The sequence below is a fragment of the Bradyrhizobium sp. Arg816 genome (assembly GCF_029989365.1).
Taxonomy (GTDB): Bacteria; Pseudomonadota; Alphaproteobacteria; order Rhizobiales; family Xanthobacteraceae; genus Bradyrhizobium.
Genome location: NZ_JAPRAQ010000010.1, coordinates 46674 through 68922, shown reverse-complemented (window position 1 = coordinate 68922; position 22249 = coordinate 46674). Strand labels below are relative to the sequence as shown.

General features: G+C 62.7%; 24 protein-coding genes and 1 pseudogene. 13 read left to right on the top strand and 12 right to left on the bottom strand.

Annotated elements, in window-relative coordinates:
- Position 1: 1 nt before the first annotated feature.
- From OWC48_RS24135 to OWC48_RS24100, 8 genes are all read right to left on the bottom strand, one after another.
- Complete coding sequence (locus OWC48_RS24135; protein ID WP_039149669.1) at positions 2-364, bottom strand: helix-turn-helix transcriptional regulator; 363 nt, start codon at positions 362-364, stop codon at positions 2-4.
- Positions 364-1026 carry an SRPBCC family protein gene (locus OWC48_RS24130; protein WP_282522181.1) on the bottom strand — a complete coding sequence of 221 codons (663 nt, stop codon included), beginning with the start codon at positions 1024-1026 and terminating at the stop codon, positions 364-366. Before OWC48_RS24130 ends, OWC48_RS24135 begins: the two co-directional genes overlap by 1 nt.
- 137 nt (positions 1027-1163) lie before the next feature.
- Positions 1164-2042: a GyrI-like domain-containing protein gene (locus OWC48_RS24125; protein WP_282522180.1), complete on the bottom strand. Its 879-nt coding sequence runs from the start codon at positions 2040-2042 to the stop codon at positions 1164-1166.
- A gap of 203 nt (positions 2043-2245) precedes the next feature.
- Positions 2246-3505 (bottom strand): serine hydrolase, encoded by a 1260-nt coding sequence (locus tag OWC48_RS24120; RefSeq protein WP_282522418.1) that lies wholly within the window; start codon positions 3503-3505, stop codon positions 2246-2248.
- A 118-nt stretch (positions 3506-3623) separates the two neighbouring features.
- Positions 3624-4487, bottom strand: a complete 864-nt coding sequence (locus tag OWC48_RS24115) for an APH(6)-I family aminoglycoside O-phosphotransferase (protein WP_282522179.1) — start codon at positions 4485-4487, stop codon at positions 3624-3626.
- A 242-nt stretch (positions 4488-4729) separates the two neighbouring features.
- The gene (locus tag OWC48_RS24110; RefSeq protein WP_282522178.1) at positions 4730-7015 is read right to left on the bottom strand and encodes a hypothetical protein; all 2286 of its coding nucleotides are present in this window, start codon (positions 7013-7015) and stop codon (positions 4730-4732) included.
- 101 nt (positions 7016-7116) lie between these two features.
- A complete protein-coding gene (locus tag OWC48_RS24105; protein WP_282522177.1) occupies positions 7117-7413 on the bottom strand; it encodes a hypothetical protein in 297 nt (98 codons plus the stop codon).
- A 259-nt stretch (positions 7414-7672) separates the two neighbouring features.
- Positions 7673-8617, bottom strand: coding sequence for an AraC family transcriptional regulator (locus OWC48_RS24100; protein WP_282522417.1), 945 nt, complete (start codon positions 8615-8617; stop codon positions 7673-7675).
- Here OWC48_RS24100 and OWC48_RS24095 point away from each other — a divergent pair.
- The 7 genes and pseudogenes from OWC48_RS24095 to OWC48_RS24065 all read left to right on the top strand — a co-directional run bounded on the left by OWC48_RS24095 (position 8561) and on the right by OWC48_RS24065 (position 12208).
- Positions 8561-8686: a hypothetical protein gene (locus tag OWC48_RS24095; RefSeq protein ID WP_282522428.1), complete on the top strand. Its 126-nt coding sequence runs from the start codon at positions 8561-8563 to the stop codon at positions 8684-8686. The genes OWC48_RS24100 and OWC48_RS24095 overlap by 57 nt on opposite strands.
- A 165-nt stretch (positions 8687-8851) precedes the next feature.
- Entirely contained in the window at positions 8852-9622 is a 771-nt protein-coding gene (locus OWC48_RS24090) for an alpha/beta hydrolase (protein ID WP_282522176.1), read from the top strand.
- A gap of 346 nt (positions 9623-9968) precedes the next feature.
- Positions 9969-10448 (top strand): SMI1/KNR4 family protein, encoded by a 480-nt coding sequence (locus OWC48_RS24085; protein WP_282522175.1) that lies wholly within the window; start codon positions 9969-9971, stop codon positions 10446-10448.
- Positions 10449-10568: 120 nt separating this feature from the next.
- Positions 10569-10916 (top strand): hypothetical protein, encoded by a 348-nt coding sequence (locus OWC48_RS24080; RefSeq protein ID WP_282522174.1) that lies wholly within the window; start codon positions 10569-10571, stop codon positions 10914-10916.
- A gap of 299 nt (positions 10917-11215) precedes the next feature.
- Positions 11216-11329: pseudogene (locus OWC48_RS24075) on the top strand (alpha/beta hydrolase); the annotation flags it as partial.
- A gap of 151 nt (positions 11330-11480) precedes the next feature.
- The gene (locus OWC48_RS24070; RefSeq protein ID WP_282522173.1) at positions 11481-11780 is read left to right on the top strand and encodes a hypothetical protein; all 300 of its coding nucleotides are present in this window, start codon (positions 11481-11483) and stop codon (positions 11778-11780) included.
- On the top strand, positions 11777-12208 hold the full coding sequence (locus tag OWC48_RS24065) for a type II toxin-antitoxin system VapC family toxin (RefSeq protein WP_282522172.1): 432 nt from the start codon (positions 11777-11779) through the stop codon (positions 12206-12208). Before OWC48_RS24070 ends, OWC48_RS24065 begins: the two co-directional genes overlap by 4 nt.
- Before the next feature lie 101 nt (positions 12209-12309).
- Here OWC48_RS24065 and OWC48_RS24060 read toward each other — a convergent pair whose 3' ends face one another.
- Complete coding sequence (locus tag OWC48_RS24060; protein ID WP_282522416.1) at positions 12310-13206, bottom strand: LysR family transcriptional regulator; 897 nt, start codon at positions 13204-13206, stop codon at positions 12310-12312.
- A gap of 289 nt (positions 13207-13495) precedes the next feature.
- Here OWC48_RS24060 and OWC48_RS24055 point away from each other — a divergent pair, with 289 nt between their 5' ends.
- The 3 genes from OWC48_RS24055 to OWC48_RS24045 all read left to right on the top strand — a co-directional run bounded on the left by OWC48_RS24055 (position 13496) and on the right by OWC48_RS24045 (position 16451).
- Positions 13496-14230, top strand: coding sequence for an SDR family oxidoreductase (locus OWC48_RS24055; RefSeq protein WP_282522415.1), 735 nt, complete (start codon positions 13496-13498; stop codon positions 14228-14230).
- 16 nt (positions 14231-14246) lie between these two features.
- Entirely contained in the window at positions 14247-14846 is a 600-nt protein-coding gene (locus OWC48_RS24050) for an NADPH-dependent F420 reductase (protein WP_282522171.1), read from the top strand.
- Between the two features lie 786 nt (positions 14847-15632).
- Positions 15633-16451: a hypothetical protein gene (locus tag OWC48_RS24045; RefSeq protein ID WP_282522170.1), complete on the top strand. Its 819-nt coding sequence runs from the start codon at positions 15633-15635 to the stop codon at positions 16449-16451.
- A gap of 66 nt (positions 16452-16517) precedes the next feature.
- Here the strand turns inward: OWC48_RS24045 and OWC48_RS24040 are convergent, their stop codons facing one another.
- Positions 16518-17459, bottom strand: a complete 942-nt coding sequence (locus OWC48_RS24040; RefSeq protein ID WP_282522169.1) for a toll/interleukin-1 receptor domain-containing protein — start codon at positions 17457-17459, stop codon at positions 16518-16520.
- A 53-nt stretch (positions 17460-17512) separates the two neighbouring features.
- Positions 17513-19111: a glutamine-hydrolyzing GMP synthase gene (guaA, locus tag OWC48_RS24035; RefSeq protein ID WP_282522168.1), complete on the bottom strand. Its 1599-nt coding sequence runs from the start codon at positions 19109-19111 to the stop codon at positions 17513-17515.
- A gap of 149 nt (positions 19112-19260) precedes the next feature.
- On the opposite strand from guaA, the gene OWC48_RS24030 reads away from it, so the two are divergent.
- The 3 genes from OWC48_RS24030 to OWC48_RS24020 all read left to right on the top strand — a co-directional run bounded on the left by OWC48_RS24030 (position 19261) and on the right by OWC48_RS24020 (position 20693).
- A complete protein-coding gene (locus OWC48_RS24030) occupies positions 19261-19629 on the top strand; it encodes a nuclear transport factor 2 family protein (RefSeq protein WP_282522167.1) in 369 nt (122 codons plus the stop codon).
- Positions 19630-19884: 255 nt separating this feature from the next.
- Positions 19885-20217: a DHCW motif cupin fold protein gene (locus OWC48_RS24025; RefSeq protein WP_282522166.1), complete on the top strand. Its 333-nt coding sequence runs from the start codon at positions 19885-19887 to the stop codon at positions 20215-20217.
- 266 nt (positions 20218-20483) lie between these two features.
- Positions 20484-20693 carry a cold-shock protein gene (locus OWC48_RS24020; protein WP_008141931.1) on the top strand — a complete coding sequence of 70 codons (210 nt, stop codon included), beginning with the start codon at positions 20484-20486 and terminating at the stop codon, positions 20691-20693.
- 230 nt (positions 20694-20923) lie between these two features.
- Here OWC48_RS24020 and OWC48_RS24015 read toward each other — a convergent pair whose 3' ends face one another.
- A complete protein-coding gene (locus OWC48_RS24015; RefSeq protein ID WP_282522165.1) occupies positions 20924-22222 on the bottom strand; it encodes an RsmB/NOP family class I SAM-dependent RNA methyltransferase in 1299 nt (432 codons plus the stop codon).
- Between the last annotated feature and the right edge of the window lie 27 nt (positions 22223-22249).

The following is a 22249-nucleotide window of genomic DNA, read 5'->3' as shown; positions in this document are numbered from 1 at the left end:
CTCACGCCCTCTTCCCGCTCCGTTTGGTCATCGGCGCGTGACGACGCTCCCGTTTGCCGCGCGCGATCTCAGTCGCCAGCGCGTCCAGCTTCGGCTCCCAGAAATTCCTGAACTGACCGATCCACGCATCCACCGACCGAAGCCCCGCACCATCGACCGAATAGAGTCGTCTTTGCGCCTCTGCCCGAACTGTCGCAAAACCGCTCTCGCGCAGCACCTTGAGATGCTGCGACACGGCCGCCTGCGTGATCCCGAACTCGGCCCCGATCACTTCAACGACCTCACCGGACGCCATCTCCCCCGGAGCGAGCAGCTCGAGGATGCGACGGCGCACCGGATCGGCGAGGACCTCGAAGACGTGCATCAGCTTCCTGCGCCCGGATGTGCGACGTCAGGCGGCATCTCGCCGCGGTAGAAGGCGATGGTGCGGTCGGAGCGCTGCTTCGCCGTATCAGGATCGACCCCGCTTGCGACATGCGCCGCGCACCAATATTCACCGCTTGTCGTCATGAATTCCTTGCCGGCAGGAGAGCCCATCCAAGCCTCGGCCGTCTCGTGGTCGACCGATGCGCCGGTCGCAACATATCGCTCCAGTCCCGCGATGGCGAGATCCCAACCGATACCCACCGCACCTGGACCAAACTGATTCCAATGGTCCTCGATGATTGCGGTGTGCTCCAGCGTCAGACGCGCCTGATCTCGTTCTGCTGCCAGCTTGACGTCGATCCAGCTCATCCCGCCGCCGAATTCCCACGTCGCTGCAAAATGCGTCGGCGGCGTACATGCCGTGATGGTGCCGCCCGCGTTCCCCCTCAGCTGGTACCTTCCACCCAGCTGGAGGTCTCCCTCGACCGGCAGGAACCAGCGCGGAATGCGTTGCTGGCTGGTCACTGCGTCCCAGAGATCGTCGACGCTGGTCTCGTAAAGTCGCGTCAGCGTCACCGTGCTGGCTGCTTTTCCATCCTTCTCGAAATTCTTCACCGAACGCGTGACAAGCCCCAAGACCCTGGCGACGTCGATTTCCATTGCATCCCTCCGCATCGTTTCGCGCAATGGCGAGTATCGGCCTTCACTAATATAAGTCAACTCTTATATTAGTGAGACCGTGCCGCTGTGTGCAGCGCGCGAATTAATTGATTGCCAGTTCGTCCGCCGTCTGAGGGCTATTTCAGCGGCAGGAAAACGTCCGCAACCGTCTCGTGCTCCGGCACCTCCGGGAAGAAGCTCAGCCGCTGGCAATAGATCGGAAAGTCGCGTGCTTCCTCGCCGCTGGCCGGGAGCCAGTCGCGATAGAGGTAGAGCGCGGCGGGCTCCAGATTGTCGGTGTAGCCGACGACCCGCAGCACCGCGCAGCGTCCGCCCGGGATCTCGCCGGCCTTGATCTCTTCGCCGTTCGCCTCGATCGGCTGGTCGGTCCCGACACAGAGGTCCGTGCTGTAAGCGGCGGGCGAGGAAGGACGCCGTTCGGACCGCCAGACATTGAAGGTCGGACTTGTCCTGGGGTGCAGGCCAGCTTTCTTTCGCCACGCGATGAACCGCCGGATGGTGTCGCCGAGCGTCGCCGGGTCGCCCCGATGCTCCATGATCGCGACCTTCGTCGGCGGCACATCGCGTATCGTCACGTCGTCGGTAGTAAAAGTCTTCATGAGCTTGCTCCTCGCGTTGTCGAGAGGCCCGAAGGCCACAAGCCACGGCTCCCAGTCGGGAGAGTTGCGGAACGACGACGGCGATTGCCCGAACCGTTGTCGAAAGGCGCGGGCAAAGGCGTCCGGTGCGTCGTAACCGGCGTCCATCGCGATGTCAGTGACACCAGGGGCGTCACTGTAGGCCAGCAGGTAGGAAGCGCGCTTCATACGGGCCAGCTGGACATAGCGATGCACGGACAACCCGAAGGTCGCCGAGAACTGCCGGTGGAAATGAAATTTCGAGAAGGCTGCAACGCTGCTCAGCGTATCCAGGTCCAGATCGTCGTCGAGATGCCGGTCGATATGGTCCAGCACCCGCCGCATCCGGTCCTGATAGTTTTGCAGCGCCGCCTTCATCGTCCCTCCTCCGTGGCGGCTTTAGTGTGGTGCGGATCGCCGTGAAGTGCTCGACCGATCTTGCGGTTTTGGGCCCCCGTAGCCCGGATGGAGCGCAGCGCAATCCGGGATTCTTACCACACGTGCAGCCTCGTGATGCGGCTGGTCTGTCCCGGATTACGCTGCGCTCCATCCGGGCTACGAGGATGCCAGGTCGTGCGCGGTTACCCGCCAGCCATCAGCTGCTTCGCCAGCGCCATGTACGCCGGCAGGGTCACGGGATCGTTGGCGGCGTTGCCCGCGACGGGGTGCGACGCATAACGCGCGATCACCATCTCGGCCTTGGGATCGACGTAGATGCCCTGGCCGTGAACGCCGCGCGCCATATAGGCGCCGTGGGCGTTGTGCGTGACCCACCATTGATTGCGGTACGACGCGCCCGGCAGCGTGCTGTAGCCGGCCGGCCTGAACTTCTCGGGGTCTCCGCCGCGCGCGATGTCCTCGACCACCTGTGACGGCACGATCTGTCGGCCGTTGAAGCGGCCGTGATTGCGCATGGTCTCACCGAAGCGGGCGAGATCGCGCAAGCTGGTCGAGAGGCCGCCACCGCCGCTCTCGGTACCGATGCGATCGACGTGATAATGCGCGTCCTCCTCCGCGCCCATCGGCGTCCAGATGCGCTCGGAGAGAAGCTCGGACAACGTCATGCCGCTGACGCGCCGGCAGATCCAGGCCAGCACGTCGGTATTGACGGTCTTGTAGGCAAAGACCTTGCCGTGCTCGCCCTGCTTCGTCTGCGCGACGAGGAAATCGAAGATATTGGTCGCACCGTCATAGTCAGGCGGAATCGGCGCCATGCCGTTGGCACGCCGCAAGCCCCAGACGTGCGAATTTTTGTCGGTATAGATTTCGGTGTATTCGAGCCCCGTGGTCATATCCATGACCTCGTGCACGCGCGCATCGCCGAACGCGCTGGCCTTCAGCTCCGGCACATAATCCGTGACCTGTGCCTGCGGATCGATCTTGCCCTCGGTGACCAGAATGCCGGCCAGCACGCCCGTGAAGGATTTCGTCACCGACATCGCGATATGCGGCTTATGCGGCTTCAGCGCGCCGAAATAGCGCTCATAGATCAGCTTGCCCCGATGCAGCACGGCGATGCCGTCGGCATAAGTTTCCTCCAGCATTCTTGCGAACGTCATGGGCCGGCCGTCCATGGTGGTCGAGGCGACCGCGCCGATGTCATGGTCTTCCCGCGGCAACACGGACGCAGGCCCTGCCCCACGCCAGACATTCACGGTCGGCACCAGCTGGCGCACATTGCTCCAGGCCCAGCGCAGCTCGGGGAAGCTGCGGAACGAGCCGTTCTGGAAGGTGATCGTCCGCTCCGGCGCCGGCGGAAAGCCCTTCATCCAGCCGAGCGTTTCGGGGTCGGATTCGGTGGCAGTCGCGGGCTGTTGGTTGGGGGCGGTTGCGGCGGACATGAACACGAACTCCGGAGGCAGCGGTGCGGATGACGTATCATGGGATGGCATGATCCACATCCGGCGTTTGCGCCGGGGGGCCGTGCAGCCCTGGCGCGGCCGCTCGCGCGGGTCCGCGTTATGAGCGAGCACTCGCGCGCCGAGGCTCATCGAGCAGGCGGCGAGTGATTGCGTTGATGGTCAGGTCGATAGCGGCGCCCTGCTCGTCGCCGTCGCCAATGAACCAGGCTGCCGACAACCCCGTCCACGCAACGATCCAGCGAAGCAGCCGCTCGGGCTGAAGTCCCGTCACGGCGACCACGATATCCAGCCGGGCCTCCAGTCGACCCGGCAGGGTCGCAAGCGGCCGGCTGGGATCGCTGAGATCGGGGTTCGTGAAGATGTTGGCATAGTCGAATGTTCGTTCGCCGACGAGCCCGTGCGGGTCGATCGCCAGCCATCCCCGCTCACCGAAGTCGAGCACATTCTCGTGGTGCAGGTCGCCGTGCAGCGGACCGATGGCGTGTGGCGCGGCCAGGAGTTCGCGGGCGATGTCGGCGGCGGGCGCGAGTGCCGCGTGGTCCGGGGCCAGCTGGAAGAGCGGCTGAAACCAGTCTTCCAGCGGGTGCAGGTCAGGAAGCGCGCCCGGCCGCGTTGCGTGCAGCCGCGCCGTCGTGTCGCAGAGGATCCGGCATGCCTCGTCGTCCCGGCCCGACCAGGCCATCTGCGCGAGATCGCCGGCTCCCGAGGCCCGTTCCATCAGCAGAGCGTCCGCGGTCGAGGCAAAGACCCTGGCAGCGCCCTGACCGTCCCACCAGGTCAGAAGGCGATAGCCCGCCCCCTCATCGGGAATACGGGCAACCTTGAGCATTGCAGGCCGGCCGTCATGTCGAACCGGCAGAACCCAGCTGGAATGGGTGGTCAGCAGTGCCCCGTCCGGAACCAGACGCCATCGTTCAAGCCAAATTGCGACTGGCGGCAGAATATGGGGATGCGAGTCCATGGGGTCATCACCTGAGATCATGTCCGGCGCTCTGTCTGCCGAGACTTGATCAACAATGCGGCCGGCCGCCACCGTTTCGTTGCAGCGATACCCTTTCCACGTTTTCGTTTTCCTTTCCCGTGGCCAAAGAGTCGCGCTTTCGCGTCGCCGTCGGCAGAGGTGACGGCGCACCTGCGACGACACAGTCGCAGGTGCGCTCGTCCATGACACCAACGGTCTTCACCGGGCTTCAGCGAAACGGCTTACCGCTTCCGCCCCGCGCGCCCCTTTGCCTTCGCCGCGCGTTTGCGGCCTGGGGCGGCTGCTCGCGCCGGTCCGCGTGGCGTACGGCTGCCTGTTTCTGCAGCCAACTCGGGACGCAACTTGGCGAGCTTGGCGCGATCCGGCAGCATGTCCGCAAAACCGTCGATCGCGCGCGGCGCGGTCGTATCGTCGCCGGCCGCAGCCATTGCGGCGCGCGCGCCTGACGGCGCGGCGGTCTGGCTGAGCGCCTGCAACCGCCGGCACGCTTCACCGAGGTGATAGGCATCGCCGCCGAGCGCCACCCATTTGCCGACCTCGGGATGCAGCACGAGATTGGCTGAATGGTTGTCGCTCGCGCTGGTCGGATAGTCGACGAACACGTCGACCCCCGACTGCACGCCCACCATCACGCCCTGCGCCGACCATGACACGGCGACGTCGACGCGGTAGCGGCCCGGCTTCTCGAAGGCGAAGCCCGCCGTGCTCCAGAACACCTTCGCCGAAGCCGTGACGCTCTTGCCGGGCTCGAGCTCGGCCAGCTTCGCGTGCTCGCACAGGATCACGAAGGGCCTGACCGGGCGTTCGCGCCCCTCGCCGTCGGTGACGGTGATCGACGCGAACAGGGCCTCGGTGCTGACGTCGTTCGGCGCGCGCAGCGACACGCCGCTGGTGTTCGTCATCGTCCAGGTCAGATCCAGCGGCTGGCCGAGCGCGACGCGGTCGGTGGTGGCCGTCACCGTCAGCGCCAGCTCGGAAGGTTCGAAATCGTGCCGGTCGGCGGCTTGCGGCGCACCGGTCGGGAACCAGCTTGCGAACGGCCATCCGCCCGGACGAATGACCGGATCCGGCATGTGGTTGAGGTGATGACGGACGTTGGTGTTGTGCGCGAGCGCGATCTGATCCGGGAACACGCCAGGCGCGCCGGTCGCGGGACCGCCGAGCACGTCCGCCACGCTCGGCGTCGTGGTCATGATCGAGTTGTCGGCCGCTGTCTCCTGCTCCTGGTGGATCTGGTTCAGCGTATGCGTCAGCTCGTGGGTCGCGCTGCGCAGGAACGCGCGCGGCACGTCGCGCTGCTTCTTGTTCGCGGCGAGACCGAAGTTCGAGGAGTCCGAGACGGGATAGCCGTCATCGGAGAAACTGGCACAGCCTTCGCGGGGAACGCCGATCTGATCGTACATGATGCCGCGCGAGCAGCCGAGTTTTGCAGGCACCACGATCATGTGCACGTGCCATTCGGTGTCCAGATTCGTCGCGGGATTGCGCACGGTCGTCATCAGCGCGTGCAGATCCGCAGAGCTCCAGCAATTGGTCGCCACCACGCCTGCGGGCACCGGGACGTTGAGCTGGTCCTGCACCACCGACAGCTGCCAGCCGGTCTTCGCGAAGACCGTGTCGAAGAACTCGGTGCCGCCGGCACCGTCAGGCACCGGCGCGGGCCGGACGGCTCCGACCAGCGTGTCGATCTCCAGCGTCGCGCGGCGGAAGAATTTCGACACCCAGGCGAGCGTGACGCTGCCCTTGTCCACGCCGCCCTCGAACAGCCGGCCCTGGTAGAACGGCCCGCCGGTCAGGGAGAACGGAAACGGCGCCGGCACCTTTGCAAGCTTCATCGTCACGGTGCGCGACGGCGAAGCCGGGAACGTGCCCTTGAACTGGCCGGCCGGCGGCTGCGTGTAATTGAACTGCTCGGCGACAATCGTCAGCTCGCATTTCTTCGGCAGCGGGACCGCGACGGGCGCGGACACGCTGGTCACCCTGAGATAGGAATGATAGCGCGCGCGGGGGAAGATGGGGATCCGCGGCCTGCGGATCGGAAACGGAATCAGGGGTTCATCGAGCGCACTGAGCGAACCGGCGAGGCTCGTCAGTCCCGAATCCGCCGCCGCTTCATCTCCGTCCGCGTCGCCCACCGGCAGCACGGGCCCCACCGGCGGGATCGGACCGATCACCGGCCGGCGCGAGTAGAGATCGCCGCTGACGATCAGATGATCCGCCCCGCCGTCGGGCGCCGAGCGATCGACGCGCAGCGTGCCTTCGAAGGTCACGAAGCCCGCGGTCGGCCTGAAGTTGATCTGATAGCAGCCTTCGCGGAAGTCGAGCCTGCAGAGCCTGAACGGCGGAAACGGCTGCAGATCGGTTGAGGCCGGCTGATCGCCGGACTCCTCGTCGCTGAAGCTGATCTGGCGCGACAGCGGGACCTGCGGCTTCATCGCGGGCTCGACCGATGCCGCGGTCATCTTGGAAAGGCTGCCACTCGCTTCATGCTCTGAGCAATTGCACATGTCGTCTTCTCCTCGTTGAAAGGTGGAGGCGATCGACGTGAGCATCGGGCTCGTTCGCGGGTACGCCCGCGTTATTTCGGTCAGCTGTGGCGTGCGCAGTCCTACGCGCGCCGATAGGTCACGACACAGCCCTCTGAATCCGTAAACTCAAATCGGTCGGCCTTGAGTGAAATGCGATAGGTCACAAGTTCATCAGTCGCCGTCCCGACGACGAGTGTGTTGGAATCTTCGAGACGGTAGATTCCCGCGTCCCACCACACCATGCCCTGCCCTTCGCCGCGCATGCCGCGGTAGGTGCCGGTCGAGAACGTGAGAGTGGCGGGATACTTGTCCGCACACGCAGCCGACGTGGATTTGGTCCACGTACCAACCATGCTCTGTTCGTGTTTGTCAGCCATAGTGTCTCCATAGCTCTCATCGGCCGAGCGGCCGATTGGAGGCTATTTCAACATGCCGTTCTGGCGTGTGCAGCTCATTTGAGGCTGATGTGATGACGGGTGTGTCAAATCGACTAAATTCACCACGTTCAATCACAACAGGTACTCTATCGCAGCATTGACGCGAGCGTGCGTGTGAGATGCTTCACACCGAAGGTGCGACAATTGAGCACCGGCAATGAGAGCGAGATGAAAGCGCGGCCGAGCAACTGACGCTCGTTCAATCGGAGACGTTCACTTCCGCACCGTGCGGTTGTCCTTGGCTTCCATCAAGGCGTTGAGCGGTCCGGTAGCGGCCGGGCGACATGCCATGATGTCGATGAAACAGTTTTGAAAACGCCGCCGCTGTCTCGTAACCGACCTGGCTCGCGATCCGTGCGATGGGCTCATCGCTGGTTTCGAGCAGGAACGCCGCTTCCGCCATCCGGCGTTCGATCACATAACGATGCATGGACTGGCCGACGAGCTTGGTGAAGCGCGCTGAAAATACCGAGCGGCCGAGCCCCACGCGTTGGCCGAGGTCGTTAAGCGTCCAGGGCCGCTCCGGGTTATCGTGGATCAACTTGAGCGCCGGTCCGATATGCGGGTCCGATATGGCGCCGAGCCAGCCGCCTTGTCCGGGACTGAGAGACGCGATCCAGCTTCGGAGCACCTCGACAAACAGCACTTCCGTCAGGCGTGAGAGCGCGACGCGCTGGCCGGGACGCTCGAGCGCGGACTCACTCACCATGCGCCGCAGGATGGCTTCGAGCCAGCCACCGTCCGCCGTCGGCTTCAACAGAAGCACGGGCGGAAGCATTTCCAGCACGCTGCTGAACGAGGGCCGCGACACGGTGAAATTGCCGCAGATCATGGTCGAGAGCGGCTTTGCACGGCCGCCGTGACGAACGACGCCAAGACGTGCCGACGATCGATCGAGGTCCACAATCTGCAAAGGCTTGGCCCGGCGATCCGAATAAAACACATGGGGCTCGCCGCGTGTGATGACGACGAAATCGCCCTCGGTCATCTGGATTTCCTGTCCCTGCTCGAGCGCGAGGGTCGCGGAGCCCCGGCTGAGATAGTGAAACAACGCGTAGGGGCGCGCCGGCAGCTCCAGATTCCAGGGATGGCCGAGCTCGAAGTGGAAGAGCAGCGTCCCTCCGAGACGAACGCGATCGAGCACTTGGGCGAGGATGTCCATGCCGCCGAAGCTAGTCCGGTGGACGGTCGGACACAACATCCGGACGATTGATCCCTACTGTCCGGGAGCCCGCGAACTAGGTCATGTCGCGGCGGGCCGACGTCATGTGCGGCAACCATTTCGCCAACGGCGGATGGAAGAAACCGCGACCTTGCAGGAAACGCCTGTCCATTCCCCCGGACCTTATTCCGTCCGACATATCAACAGGAACAATCAATGCTAAATATCCTTCTCTCAGCCGCCACCGTACTCCTGGCCGGAACGACCTTGGCCGGCTCCGCTTCTTCCGCTGAGCTGCCCAAGGGAGCAGCCCACAACATCGTGCTCGTGCACGGCGCTTTCGTGGACCAGACGAGCTGGCAGCCCGTTGCCGATATTCTGACGAAGAAGGGCTACAACGTCACGCTCGTGGAAAATCCACTCACCTCGCTCGCCGCTGATGTCGATGCCACCAAGCAGGCGCTCGCGAAGCAGGACGGCAAGACCGTTCTGGTCGGCCACTCCTGGGGCGGCGTGGTGATCACGCAAGCCGGCAATGATCCCAAGGTCTCGGCGCTGGTCTACGTCTCCGCCTTCGCGCCCGACGTCGGGGAATCCCTGGCGTCGCTGGCCAAAGCCGGGCCACCGACCGAAGGCGGCAACGCGATCCATCCTGATGCGAAGGGCAATCTGTACATCGATCCCAAGGTGTTTCCGTCGGCGGTCGCGGCTGACCTTCCTCCTGAGATCGCCGAGCACCTGGCCAAATCGCAGCTTCCATTGAGCCTCGCTGCGTTCGAGGCCCCCGTCACCATTGCGGCCTGGCATGACAAGCCGACGTTCGATGTCATCACCACGAAGGACAAGGTCATCGCGCCCGAGGCCCAGAAGTCGTTCGCAGCCAGGATGAAGGCTCAGGTGACGGACGTCGCCGGCAGCCATGCCTCGCTCGTCGTCCACGCGAAGCAAGTCGCCGAGGTGATCGAGAAGGCGGCGCTCGCGAAGTGACGAACCTGCTCCCGGCACGTCGGTGTCGGGAGCAGCCCCACGTTTGGTCGAGGACAATGGGAGGTTGCTTGCGCGATGACCTTCCGGGCGGCGCACCGGCGTTAAGGGCCAGTCGATCTTAGGATGGGTAGAGCGCAGCGATACCCATCAATCTCGTTTTGCAAGCGCGATGGGTTTCGCACCGCCCGCTCTTGACGCTCGTTGCTGGTATGACGGCCGGAGCTTCGAACAATCTATGATAGAGTACTCCGACGATTAAAGCGAGCTTACATCGCGCTGAAATTTGGCGTAGATCGAACCGGGGCGGCAGGAGGCGACGCCGACCCGGCCCGTGCCAGAGGTGCGAATGAACTACCTTCCTTTGCTGAAAGTGACCAAGCCACCGGCTTCGGTACAAGACATCGCCAGCGTGGAGACTGCCCTAGGCGCCAAACTCCCCGAGCCCTTCAAGGCGTTTCTGGCCCAGAGCGACGGCGGCGAGTTCAAGATCGACGGCGTTCGGATCAAAGCCCAAAATGATGTGACGATTCTCGATCGCATCCTGTCGGTCCACGGCACCGCGACGTCCGGCATCCTCCAGCAGTACGAGATGCGGCGGTCCATGGATCGCATCCCGGTCCGATGCTGCCCGATCGGGCGCGACCCCGGCGGCAATTTGTTCATCCTGAGCCTCGAACCGAAGTCCTACGGCCGGGTCTATTTCTGGGATCACGACAACGAACCGCCCGACGGCGGCGATGATCTCGCCGACTTCCCGAACATGCACGAGCTCGCGCCGAACTTCGAGCGCTTCATCCGCGACCTCGAGGACTTCAACCGTGGCTGATGCGGCTGCCGGGCGCGCCTGTCCTGGCGCCACCCTGGCCTAGATGCTACGAGGCCATTAGGCACAGGATGAATCAGGGACGACTTCTCAAGGACGTCCCATCTCAAACGGAATCCAAGAATGAACGGAACTCTCTCGATTGTCGTCCTGGCTGCCGAGCTTCTCGTCAGCGCGTTGAGCGCGTTCGTTTCGATTGCCGCTCTTGGCTTCGCAGGAGAGGTCACCCGATCCAGGGATCTGACTGCCTTTGGCTGGGTGTTGGGAGCTCTCTACTTCATCGTCGCCTTCACTCCCCTCGTCGCAACCGGATGGGTGGCCTACAGACGATTCATTTCAGACAAAGCATTTCCAGTGCTCGAAATCATCTCGTCGCCATACCTGGTCCCGTTGGTGCTGCTGATCGGCGCAGCGATTTTCTGCATTGGGCTGTTGGCGTTTCAAAACGGCGCGGGCTTGGCACCTCGGTAGGTGCAACGGCTTGGAGCCGATTGAGAAGTTTCAATGAGACGGTAGATTCCTGCATCCCACCACACCGTGCCCCTGCCCTGGTCCGCGCATGCCGCGGTAGGCCGTCGGCCTGGAATGCGAGGGTGGCGGGATATTTGTCTGCGCACGCAGCCGCCGTGGTTTTGGTCCACGTCCCAACCATGCTCTGTCCGTGTCAGCCATAGTGTCTCCATAGCTCCCATCGGCCTTCTGGCCGCTTGAAGAATATCTCAACATGTCGTTCTGGCGTGTGCAGCTCATTTCAAACGATGTGGTGGTGATTTGCCGCAACAATGAAGGCTCAGGTGACGGAAGTCGCCGGCAGCCATGCCTCGCTCGTGGTCCATGCGAAGGAAGTCGCTGAAGTCATCGAAAAGGCAGCGCTCGCGAAGTGATGAACCTGCTCCCGGCGCCTTGGCGTCGGGAGCAGCCTAAGTTTGAGCAGCGGACGTTTGGAGGTCGCTTCCGAGATCTAACCCCGAGCGATCGAGCTTGTAGAAGGCGGCATTTCTGGCTATATTACTGGAAATATTGCCAGGGAATTCCATGGGAAATTCGCAGAAGCGTGCCATCCAGAATTACCGATCCCGGCTCGGCAAGCGCGGTTTGGCGCGTTTTGAAGTGCTCGGTCGGGATGCCGACCGCGATCTTATCCGTTCGTTCGCCAGACACCTGTCAGAGGATACGCCCGAGGCCTCGGAGCTTCGTGCCGCCGTGAGCAAGTCGATCGCGGGTGAGCCGCCCAAGCCCGGCGGGATTCTCGCCGCCTTGCGTCGCTCACCGCTCGTAGGCGCCGATCTTGATCTTTCGCGGCCCCGCGAGAAAGGGCGCAAGGTCGATCTGTGATGCGCTATCTCCTCGACACCAACATCATCCGTAACGTCGTCAAACCGCGCCCATCGGAATCCCTGCTGTCATGGATGTCGATGCAGCGCGACGAGGATTTGTTCATCGCCTCGCTGACCGTTGCAGAAATCCGCCGCGGCATTTTGGAGAAGCCGAGCGGCAGGAAGCGCGCCATACTCGACAAGTGGTTCTCCGGGCCAGAAGGACCGCAGGCCATTTTTGCCGGCCGTATTCTATCCTTCGACGACAAGGCGGGGCTTATCTGGGCGCAGTTGATGGCCCAAGGCAAAACGACGGGCAAACCGCGAAGCGGGCTCGACATGATCATCGCCGCAGTCGCCGACGCAAACGAGTGTGTGGTGGTGACGGATAACGAAAAGGACTTCGCCGGACTTCAGATCGTCAATCCGGTACGCCGACTGGTTTGACGCCGCTTGTGGGATGACTGGATCGCAGTGGCATCCATTCATCCCATTTGCAATCGCGATCGGATTCGCTGCGCTCTATCCATACTACGCGCTGTTTCGCATCAGTCGCCCGATATTGACAGCCCCGCGAGAAGCGGAGCGTATGCGGCGAGCCTGCGGGATACGAATTCGGTGAAGAGCCGCACGCGCTTCGTCTTGCGCGTCTCCCCCTGTGTGAGAAGCCAGAGCGTTCCGTACATGTGCAGGTCGGTGCCCGGCACCCTCACCAGCAAGGGATCGGCATCTCCGACGAAGCACGGCAGCGTCGTGATCCCGAGCCCTTGCCGTACGGCAACGATCTGCGCCCCGGCATCTGTGACCCTGAACGGAACCTCGGCGGTGCGAACCTCACCCTCGCTGGCCCAATCCGGAATTCCATGAATGCTGATGACGATCCAACGGATGGGATCAGGCGCGCCCGCACGCCACGCGGCTAGCCGATCCCTGGACATGTAGACGCCGCCGAACAGCTCCGGTCCCTTCAGGCCGTGAAGATTGGGCGGCAGGGTTTTGCGGTCGTAGACGACGCGGATCGCGACGTCGGCCTCCCGGTTGGTCAGATTTGCCAGCTCGCCGAACGACAGGATGTCCATCTCGATATCAGGATGCAGACGCGCGAAATCGGCGAAATCAGGCATGAGCAGGTGTGTCGCCAGCGGCGGTGCCAGCGTCACCCGCAGAAGCCCGCGCACGCCCTGGTCGCGGCCGAAGACGCGCGTCTCCAGCTGGTGCGACGACGCTTCCATCTGGTCCGCAAGCTCGAGGACCTCCTCCCCTGCAGCCGTCAGGCGGTAGCCGGACGGCAGCTTCTCGAACATGAGCGCCCCGAGCCGTTCCTCCAGTTGGGCGACGCGTCGCAGCACGGTCGAATGGTTCACCCCGAGGCGCTCGGCGGCGGCCCGCACCGAGCCTCCACGCGCGACGGCAAGAAAATAGCGAACGTCATCCCAGTCGATCATGGTGCAATCCAGCACCGCCGGGGTGCGCCTTCCAAAGCCGGTCCAATCCATCGAACAGCATCTCGTATGTGGGTAGCACGGGCGGCCATCGCAGCCTATGCCGGCAAGCGCCGCCCAATTCCGAACTGCGAACGCCAATCGTTGCGGCTGGCGCCAGCCGTCCAGCCGGATCGATTCCGCACCACCGATGTGCGCGCTTCCGCACTCAACGCCTGTCGCCGGCGGACCTATGTCGAGGTTCTCGGGGACCTCCCCGAACGGCCAAAGACAGAGTCTCAAAGGAGAAGTCGTGGGAAAGCTTGAAGGTAAGGTTGCAGTCGTCACGGGTGGATCGAGCGGCATGGCGCTGGCGAGCGCCAAGCGCTTCGTTGAAGAAGGCGCCTATGTCTTCATCACGGGCCGAAGGCAGGAGGCGCTCGACGAGGCCGTCAGGCTGATTGGCCGGAACGTGACCGGCGTGCGCGGCGACGCGGCCAATCTCGACGACCTCGACCGCCTGTTCGACACGGTCAAGCGGGACAAGGGCAAGATCGACGTCCTGTACGCGAGCGCCGGCACCGGCGAAGCCGTCCCGCTGGGCGAGATTACCGAGCAGCATTTCGACACGACCTTCGGCCTGAATACGCGCGGCACGCTGTTCACGGTTCAGAAGGCGTTGCCGCTGTTTGGCGATGGCGGATCAATCTTCATGACCGGGTCGGTTGCGTCGGTGAAAGGTTTTCCCGGTTACGGCGTGTATGCGGCGAGCAAGGCGGCGTTGCGCTCATTCGCACGCACGTGGCTGAACGAACTGAAGGGCAGGAACATCCGGGTGAACGTGCTGAGCCCGGGGCCCATCGCCACACCGATGCAGGACCAGGTTCTCACCGAGGAGGCGAAGCGGATGTTCGAAGCCCTGATCCCGCGGGGAAAGATGGGTCGTCCTGAGGAAATTGCGGCGGTCGCGCTGTTTCTCGCTTCAGACGATTCGAGCTTCGTGAATGGGGTGGAGTTGTCTGTCGACGGCGGCTTCTCGGCCATCTGAAAATCGGAGACGCATGATGAGCTACGCAATCATAGGATTCGGCAAGGTAGGCCAGGCCCTCGCCCGCGCCTTCGCCCGTAAGAACATCGAGGTCACAGTCGCGAGCCGCCGGCCACCCGAGGCGTTGGCGCCGCAGGCTCGGGCGATTGGACCCACGGTCGTCGTCAAGTCGCTGCGGGAAGCACTCGAGGCCGACACGATCATCCTGGCGGTCCCGTTCGCCGAGCATCGCGAGGTTGCGAAGGCCCTGCCGAGCTGGAAAGGCAAGACGATCATCGACGCGATGAACGCGTTTCCAGTCCCCGAAGAGCTGGACGGTCTCCCCTCCTCCGCGTTCGTCGCGAAGGCGTTCACCGGCGCCAAGCTCGTGAAAGGTTTCAATCACCTGGTTGCGGCCACCCTGGCCGCCGATCCGGTCGTCGAGGGCGGCCACCGGGTCGTCTTTTTATCCAGCGACGACGACGACGCGATCGCTCCCGTGGCGGCCTTGGCCAAACAGCTCGGCTTCGCACCCGTCAAGCTGGGAAAGCTCAACGAAGGCGGCGCGCTGGTGCACGCACGCGGCTGCATCTGGGGCCAACTCATCTTCCAGGATTTGTTTAGGAAGGAACAGTGATCGATCTACGGCCGTGTAATTTGGCCCGAGAAGTAAAATCCCAAAACGTCGAATTGCGGTGACGGCGCGTTAAACTCGCAAGCCTTCTTTGGCGAGCGATAGTTAGATGCACTGCCACCGTAATCCCTGTTTGTCAGCTCCATAGCTCACATCGGCCTTCTGGCCAGTTGGAGACTATTTCAACATGTCGCTCTGGCGTGTGCAGCTCATTTCAAGCTGATGTGATAGCAATTCACCGCGCACAATCACAGCAGGTACTTTATCTCAGCATCGATGCGAGCATGCATGTGAAGCGGCTCAAGTCCGTCTTTGCGGGAGCGGACTCAAGACCAACTCGGGCCAGTGAACAGGACATTGGAAGGCGCTGTTTGCGAAAGCATGATCGCTCTACGGGTTGGCAGCGCGCGACCTTCACGGTCGGCACCAACTGACGGATGTTGCTCTAGGCCCGGCGCAACTGGGGAAACTCCGGACCGAGCCGTTCTGGACGGTGACAGTGCGGTGGAAAGCCCTTCATCCGGTCGGGGTTGGCGGGGTGACGGGGAACTGGGTGGCGGCAGGTGCGGCGGAAATTGGCACGGAGAAGACGCACTTCCAACGCTTGCTCTGGGTAAGAGCCGTCCCTGCCTTCGCTGCGGCGCGCCCAGATCGATGAACCCAACACAGGCCGAAAGACTCGGCTCAATCCGTCGCACGCTGGGGTTGATTGGAATGCCCTTGCTGAGTACTCTTCGTCATTTCAGGACGCCAAACGAATAGAGCAGCACATTGAAGGAATGTCAGCTCATGGATTTACTGGATGTCGCCATCGACGCAATGCTCAAGGGAGCAGTGAGCCACTATGTTCGCAAATCGTTGGAGAAGATCGATCAAGGATTGTCGACTCTCGTGCAATCCGGAAATCGCGATGAGATCAAGAAGTATGTTACAGACAAGCGACTCATCGAACCACTCACTAATTTGGCGGGCCAGACACTTCGAGGCGCCTATGTCGTTCCAGCAATGCCTGGAACTATCGCAACTGTCGAGGATCGCGCAGAACTATTCCGACACGTCCTTCAGTTCGGCTTCAACGTATCCCATAAGCTTCAAGTGGATCTTGTCTTACCCGGCTCCCTTCACAGCCGAGACACCATAACCTTATTCATCAAAAACAAGGCCAGCGCTCCCAACCTCCAGCGCGAAGGAAATCGAATCGCGCTGCCCAGCAATACCGACTTTTCAAATCAGGTTTACATTGTGCCCGTGCCCTTTCCGCAAGCAAAGGAGCTATTCGCGGACTACAAGAAAAAACTGCTACGGCATATCGTGGACGGGCAAGGTTACTTTCGCTACGACATCGTCAAAGCTGTCGATGGTTGGGACAATTGCAGACTAACCAGAATTACCGCAGGCTCCTGTTACTTCGAATTTCTAAATTTGATGGAAGGCGCAATACGGGCTCACTTTGCGCCTGAGGACGGCAGAGTCCAGATAAGCGATTGGTCAAGCGGCTTACACGAGATGTTCGGCGCAGTCGGAGAAGTTCCCGAACTAGGTTACTTAAGCGACGAGCAAATCAAAGAAATCATGAAAGGCTACGAGCAACTCCAACGTCAAAGCTAATACATGCCCGATACAGTCGATACAAACACTACGCAGCTCGTGCTGCATCAATAGCGGCCGCTTCCATCACCGCTCAAGCGGCTTAACAAAGCGTCGCCACAAATAATCAGCAGCCTGCCCAGCGTCCATCCGTTTGGGGTTCAGGGTTTCAGCAAACTGAGCAGTCGAGGTTCCGAAGAGAGCCTCGAGATATAGCGCACCACCGGCTTCCGAGATCGAGAGTATCTCATTACATGCGTTGGTTCCAAAATGTGCCTGCCCCTCGGCATAGGAGATGCCGTCAGGTGAACTTAGACCCCCAAGCCACAAGCGGCATCGACAAGCGCTCTTGCCGTGAAGGAAGACTTCAGCCGAAAATCCTGTCATTGAACTTGATTGAAAGTCACATTCGATCGCGTCGCTATGGTCAGCGAGTTCGTTCAATCCATTCCTGAAGTAGGCGCGAATTGTATCGAACGCCGCTTGGCTGAAACGCCTGCGATCGACGTCCGTCGATTGCTTCTTCAAATCGGGAATGTAAGTTGATCGATGCACCTCGGAGGCTGAACCAGGAAACGGCTTGCGTAGCGCTGGCGCCTCGGCTCCAGGAAATTTTGGTCGCTTCGACGGCTTCGCACGTTTGGCGTTTGTCCCATCGAGAAGCTGCTGGCGGGCACTATCCTCGTCAAGCGCTGACAGATCGATGTGGACCACACTTCTCAGCAGACCTGGCACATTGCACTTGCGGACCACAATGGGCAGTAGCTTTCGATCAATACCTTGCGAGTCCTGTGCAAAGGCTGCAGCCCATTCTGGCGAGGTAAATTGAGATTTCAGGTAGTCCGGCGACAAGACCATGATCGTGCGATCAGCTTCGCTAGCCTTCTGCATCTCAAGGACAAAGTTGCTGCCAGGGCGAAAATCCCAAGCCTGAATGACGGTCGAAAAGCCAGCCTCTTCAAGGACAAATGCAATCCACTCCGCCCAAGCACGGTCAGCGGAGGTATAGCTAACAAAGAAATCCGGCATAGCTTGTCATCCCGTGCTGCTAAGAGACAACGTCACGAAAAATTCGCCTCCCCCTACTCCCACTCAATCGTCCCAGGCGGCTTGCTCGTCACGTCGTACACCACCCGGTTCACGCCCTTCACCTCGTTGATGATGCGTGTCGCGGTCTCGCCCAGGAATTTCATGTCGAACTGGTAGAAGTCCGCGGTCATGCCGTCGGTGGAGGTGACGGCGCGGAGGCCAACCACATAATCGTACGTGCGGCCGTCGCCCATCACGCCGACGGTCTTCACGGGGAGCAGCACGGCGAAGGCCTGCCAGATGTCGTCGTAGAGGCCGTGCTTGCGGATCTGGTCGATGTAGACGGCATCGGCCTTGCGCAGGATGTCGAGCTTGTCGCGGGTGATGTCGCCGGGGCAGCGGATGGCGAGGCCGGGGCCCGGGAATGGGTGGCGGCCGACGAAGATTTCGGGCAGGCCGAGCTCGCGACCGAGCTTGCGCACCTCGTCCTTGAACAGCTCGCGCAGGGGCTCGACGAGCTTCATGTTCATGCGCTCGGGCAGACCGCCGACATTGTGGTGCGACTTGATCGTCACCGAGGGGCCGCCGGTGAAGGAGACACTCTCGATCACATCGGGATAGAGCGTGCCTTGCGCCAGGAAGTCGGCGCCGCCGATCTTCTTCGCTTCCGCCTCGAACACCTCGATGAAGAGGCGGCCGATGGTCTTGCGCTTGGTCTCGGGGTCGGTGACGCCTTCGAGCTCGCCCAAGAATTGCTTGGACGCATCCACGTGCACGAGCGGGATGTTGTAGTGGTGGCGGAACAGGTCGACCACGGTCTTGGCCTCGTCGAGGCGCAGCATGCCGTGATCGACGAACACGCAGGTGAGCTGGTCGCCGATGGCTTCGTGAATCAAGACGGCCGCGACCGCGGAATCGACGCCGCCGGAGAGGCCGCAGAGCACCTTGCCCTTGCCGACCTGGGCGCGGATCTTCGCGATCTCCTCCTCGCGGAAGGCGCGCATGGTCCAGTCGCCGGAGAGGCCGGCGATCTTGCGCACGAAATTGCGGATCAGTTTTGCGCCATCGGGCGTGTGCACCACTTCGGGGTGGAACATCAGGCCGTAGTACTTGCGGGTCTCGTCCTGGATGATCGCGAACGGCGCGTTCGGCGAGGTGCCGGCGACCGAGAAGCCCGGCGGCATTTTTGTGATGCGATCGCCATGGCTCATCCAGACTTGGTTCTTGCCGCCCGGCGACCAGACGTCCTCGAACAGCTTGCTCGGCGCCTTGACTTCGACATCGGCGCGGCCGAATTCGCGGTGATGGCCGCCCTCGACGGTGCCGCCGAGCTGCTCCGCCATGGTCATCTGGCCGTAGCAGATGCCGAGCACCGGCACGCCGGAGGCGAAGATCAATTGCGGGGCGCGGGGCGAGCCGGCTTCATGCACCGACTCAGGCCCGCCGGAGAGGATTACCGCTTTCGGCTTCATCTCCTTGAAGGCCGCTTCGGCCTTGTTGAACGGGACGATCTCGCAATAGACGCCGTCCTCGCGCACGCGACGCGCGATCAGCTGCGTCACCTGGCTGCCGAAGTCGACGATGAGAATCTTGTCGTGCGCCGAGGCCACCGAGGGCGTCGACGCGGAGCGGTCGTTCTGTGCTGCTGTCATGGCCAGCAAATACGCGACCGTGCCCCTGCCCGCAACCGCGCGATGCGCGCGCCCACATTCTTCTTTGGGCATGGACAAATGGATATAGGTCAGTATTATTGACCTAATTTGCTCGCCCCGGCGAACAGGGGCCGATCAGGGAGAACGCCATGTCACAGCACCATCAGCCATCAACGCTTGCCGCGCTCGGCCGGACCTGGGTCGAGGCCTGGAACGCGCGCGATCTCGAGCGCGTGCTCACGCTCTATGCCGAGGACACCGTGATGACCTCGGACCGCATCCCCGCGATGGGGATCGATGCCAGCGGCACCGTGCGCGGCAAGGACGCGTTGCGGGCGTATTGGGGCAAGGCGCTCCCCCTGCTGCCGGAGCTGCATTTCGCGCTGATCGACCTGTTCGTCAGCCCTGATAGCGTCGTGGTGTTTTACGCGAACGAGCGGGGCAAGCGGATCTGCGAGTATCTGCGGGTGAATGATGCGGGGCTGATCGTGCAGGGTTCGGCGAACCATTTGGTGTAGTGACGCTTGCGCGCATTTGCCGTCGCCGCCGCGCGCTTAGCGTGTGCAGACGGTGCCGCCCCGTCCACAGCTGTCATTCCCCGCGAAGGCGGGGAATCCAGTACGCCGCGGCTTCTCCGTATCACGGCACGGCCTCTGGAATACTGGATCGCCCGATCAAGTCGGGCGATGACACCGAGTATCGCTCGCAATGACGGAGACTGCCGGACGAGCGTGCGCTAACAACGACGCTGCGGCTCTGACATAGGATTCCCCATGAAACTCCCCGCCTCCCCCTTCACCGTCACCGACTGGAGCAAGGTCGAGGCCACCACCCATCCCGGCGAGACCGGGCAGGCCAGGTGGCGGACGCTCAATATCGGCGAGCTCCGGGTGCGGATGCTCGAGTATTCGCCGGGCTACCTCGCCGACCATTGGTGCGACCGCGGCCACGTGCTCTACGTGCTCGAGGGCGAGCTCGACTCGGAGCTGCGCGACGGGCGCAAGTTCAAGCTTACGGCGGGGATGAGCTACCAGGTCTCCGACTTCGGCGACGCCGCGCATCGGTCCTCGACGGCCACGGGGGCGACGCTTTTCATCGTGGACTGAAGCGCGCGGCGGCCCCTGTTTGCACCGCAAAATAGCAAAGTCGCGCGACATGCCGGGCCACGGGTAGTGCCTTGAAGTAGCCCCAAATTCTCGCTATATTGTGATCATCGATACTTGGCCGAACGACTGGGCCGCTTCGCTTCGTTTCAGACGGGCGCGCACGCTTCAGATGACTTCTCCAAACATCGACTGAACAGGATCATGGGCGCAATTTTGCGTACCGGTCCACGTGCGTATCCTCTTTTAACTAACTAAAGGAAATTCCCATGGCTATGGGCACCGTGAAGTGGTTCAACACCCAAAAGGGTTATGGTTTCATCCAGCCGGATGACGGCCAGAAGGACGTGTTCGTTCACATCAGCGCCGTCGAGCGCGCTGGCCTCTCCTCCCTCAACGAGGGTCAGAAGGTCTCGTTCGACATCGTCGCCGACCGCCGCAGCGGCAAGTCGTCGGCTGACAATCTCCGCGTCGGCTAACGCCCACGCACCGTTCTGACCACGGACGTACCGGCAGAACGTCGAGTTAGAAAGCCCCGCGAGCTTCGGTTCGCGGGGCTTTTGTTTTGGGAACTGCGGCGCGGCGCACCGGTGCCGTAGGGTGGGCAAAGGCGCGCTCTTCGCGCGCCGTGCCCACCATCTCTGGGCGTTCTCACTACGAATGGTGGGCACGCTTCGCTTTGCCCACCCTACGAGGGTCAATACGAGAGCTACGTCTTCTTCAGCACCGAGACGAAGAACCCGTCCGTCCCCGTCCGCCGCGGCGTCATCAGCCAGCCTTCGTCCGACTGCAGTGCGGCCCTTGCGAAATCCTCCGCCTTGTCCCAGAGCACGCTCGCAGTCTGCTCGGGCGGCACGACTGAGAACTCTGGATGGCGGGCGGTGAACGCCCTCACCTGCTCGCCGTTCTCTTCCGCCAGCACCGAGCAGGTGATGTAGGCGATGCGGCCACCGGCCTTGACCAGCGGCACGGCGCGCTCCAGCACCTCGGCCTGGTCGCGCAGGCGGATCTCCAGCGCGCCGGGGCGCATGCGCCATTTGGCGTCCGGATTGCGTCGCCAGGTGCCGGTTCCCGTGCAGGGCGCATCGATCACGACGAGGTCGGCGGTGCCGCTGATGTCGGCCAGCGGATCGGCCTCGCCCTTGGGCGTGCGGACATCGGCATTGTGGACGCCGGCGCGCGAGAGACGCTCGTGGATCGGGACAAGCTGGCGCTTGTCGCTGTCGGTGGCGATCAGCCGGCCCTTGCCCTGCATCATGGCCGCGAGCGCCAGCGTCTTGCCGCCGGCGCCGGCGCAGAGATCGATCACCTGCTCGCCGGGTTTTGCCGCGGTGAAGCTGGCCGCAAGCTGCGATCCCTCATCCTGAACTTCAACGGCGCCCTTGATGAAATCCTCCTCCGCCTGGAGGCCGGGATTGCGCGCATCGGCCGAAAGCGCGATGCGCAGGCCGTTTGCGGACCATGGCGTCGGTTCCGCATGAAGATGAGCAAGCCCGCGCAGCACCTTGTCGCGATTGGATTTTAGCGTGTTGACGCGCAAATCGAGCGGCGCCCGGCTCGCCATCGCGGCCGCCTCCGCGGCGCGCTCCTTGCCGAACACTTTTGCAAAATACGGGTCGAGCCAGTCCGGATAGTCGCCGGCGATCGCAGCCGGCGCGTCCTTGAGGGAACGCGAGGCCAGTGCGGCCTGCTCGGCCTCGGTCAGCGGCGCCGGTGCAAACCGGCTGCCGTCGAACAGCGCGCCCATGGTGGCCGCGTCCATGTTGCGCTCGAGGCGGAGCATGCCGATCAGCCGGGCGCGTGCGGTGTCGGCGTCCATCAGGAAGGCGCTCGAGGCATAGCGGCGCAGCACGTCCCAGACGAGGCCGGCAATGGCGGCGCGGTCGCCGGAGCCGGCGAAGCGGTGCGCGGTGCCCCACTCCTTCAGCGCCTTGGCCGCGGGCACGCGGTCCTTCTCGATGGTGTCGATCAGTTCGATGGCTGCGGACAGCCGGGCAGCGGGAGTCATTTGAATCTTTCAGATCAGGATTGGCAA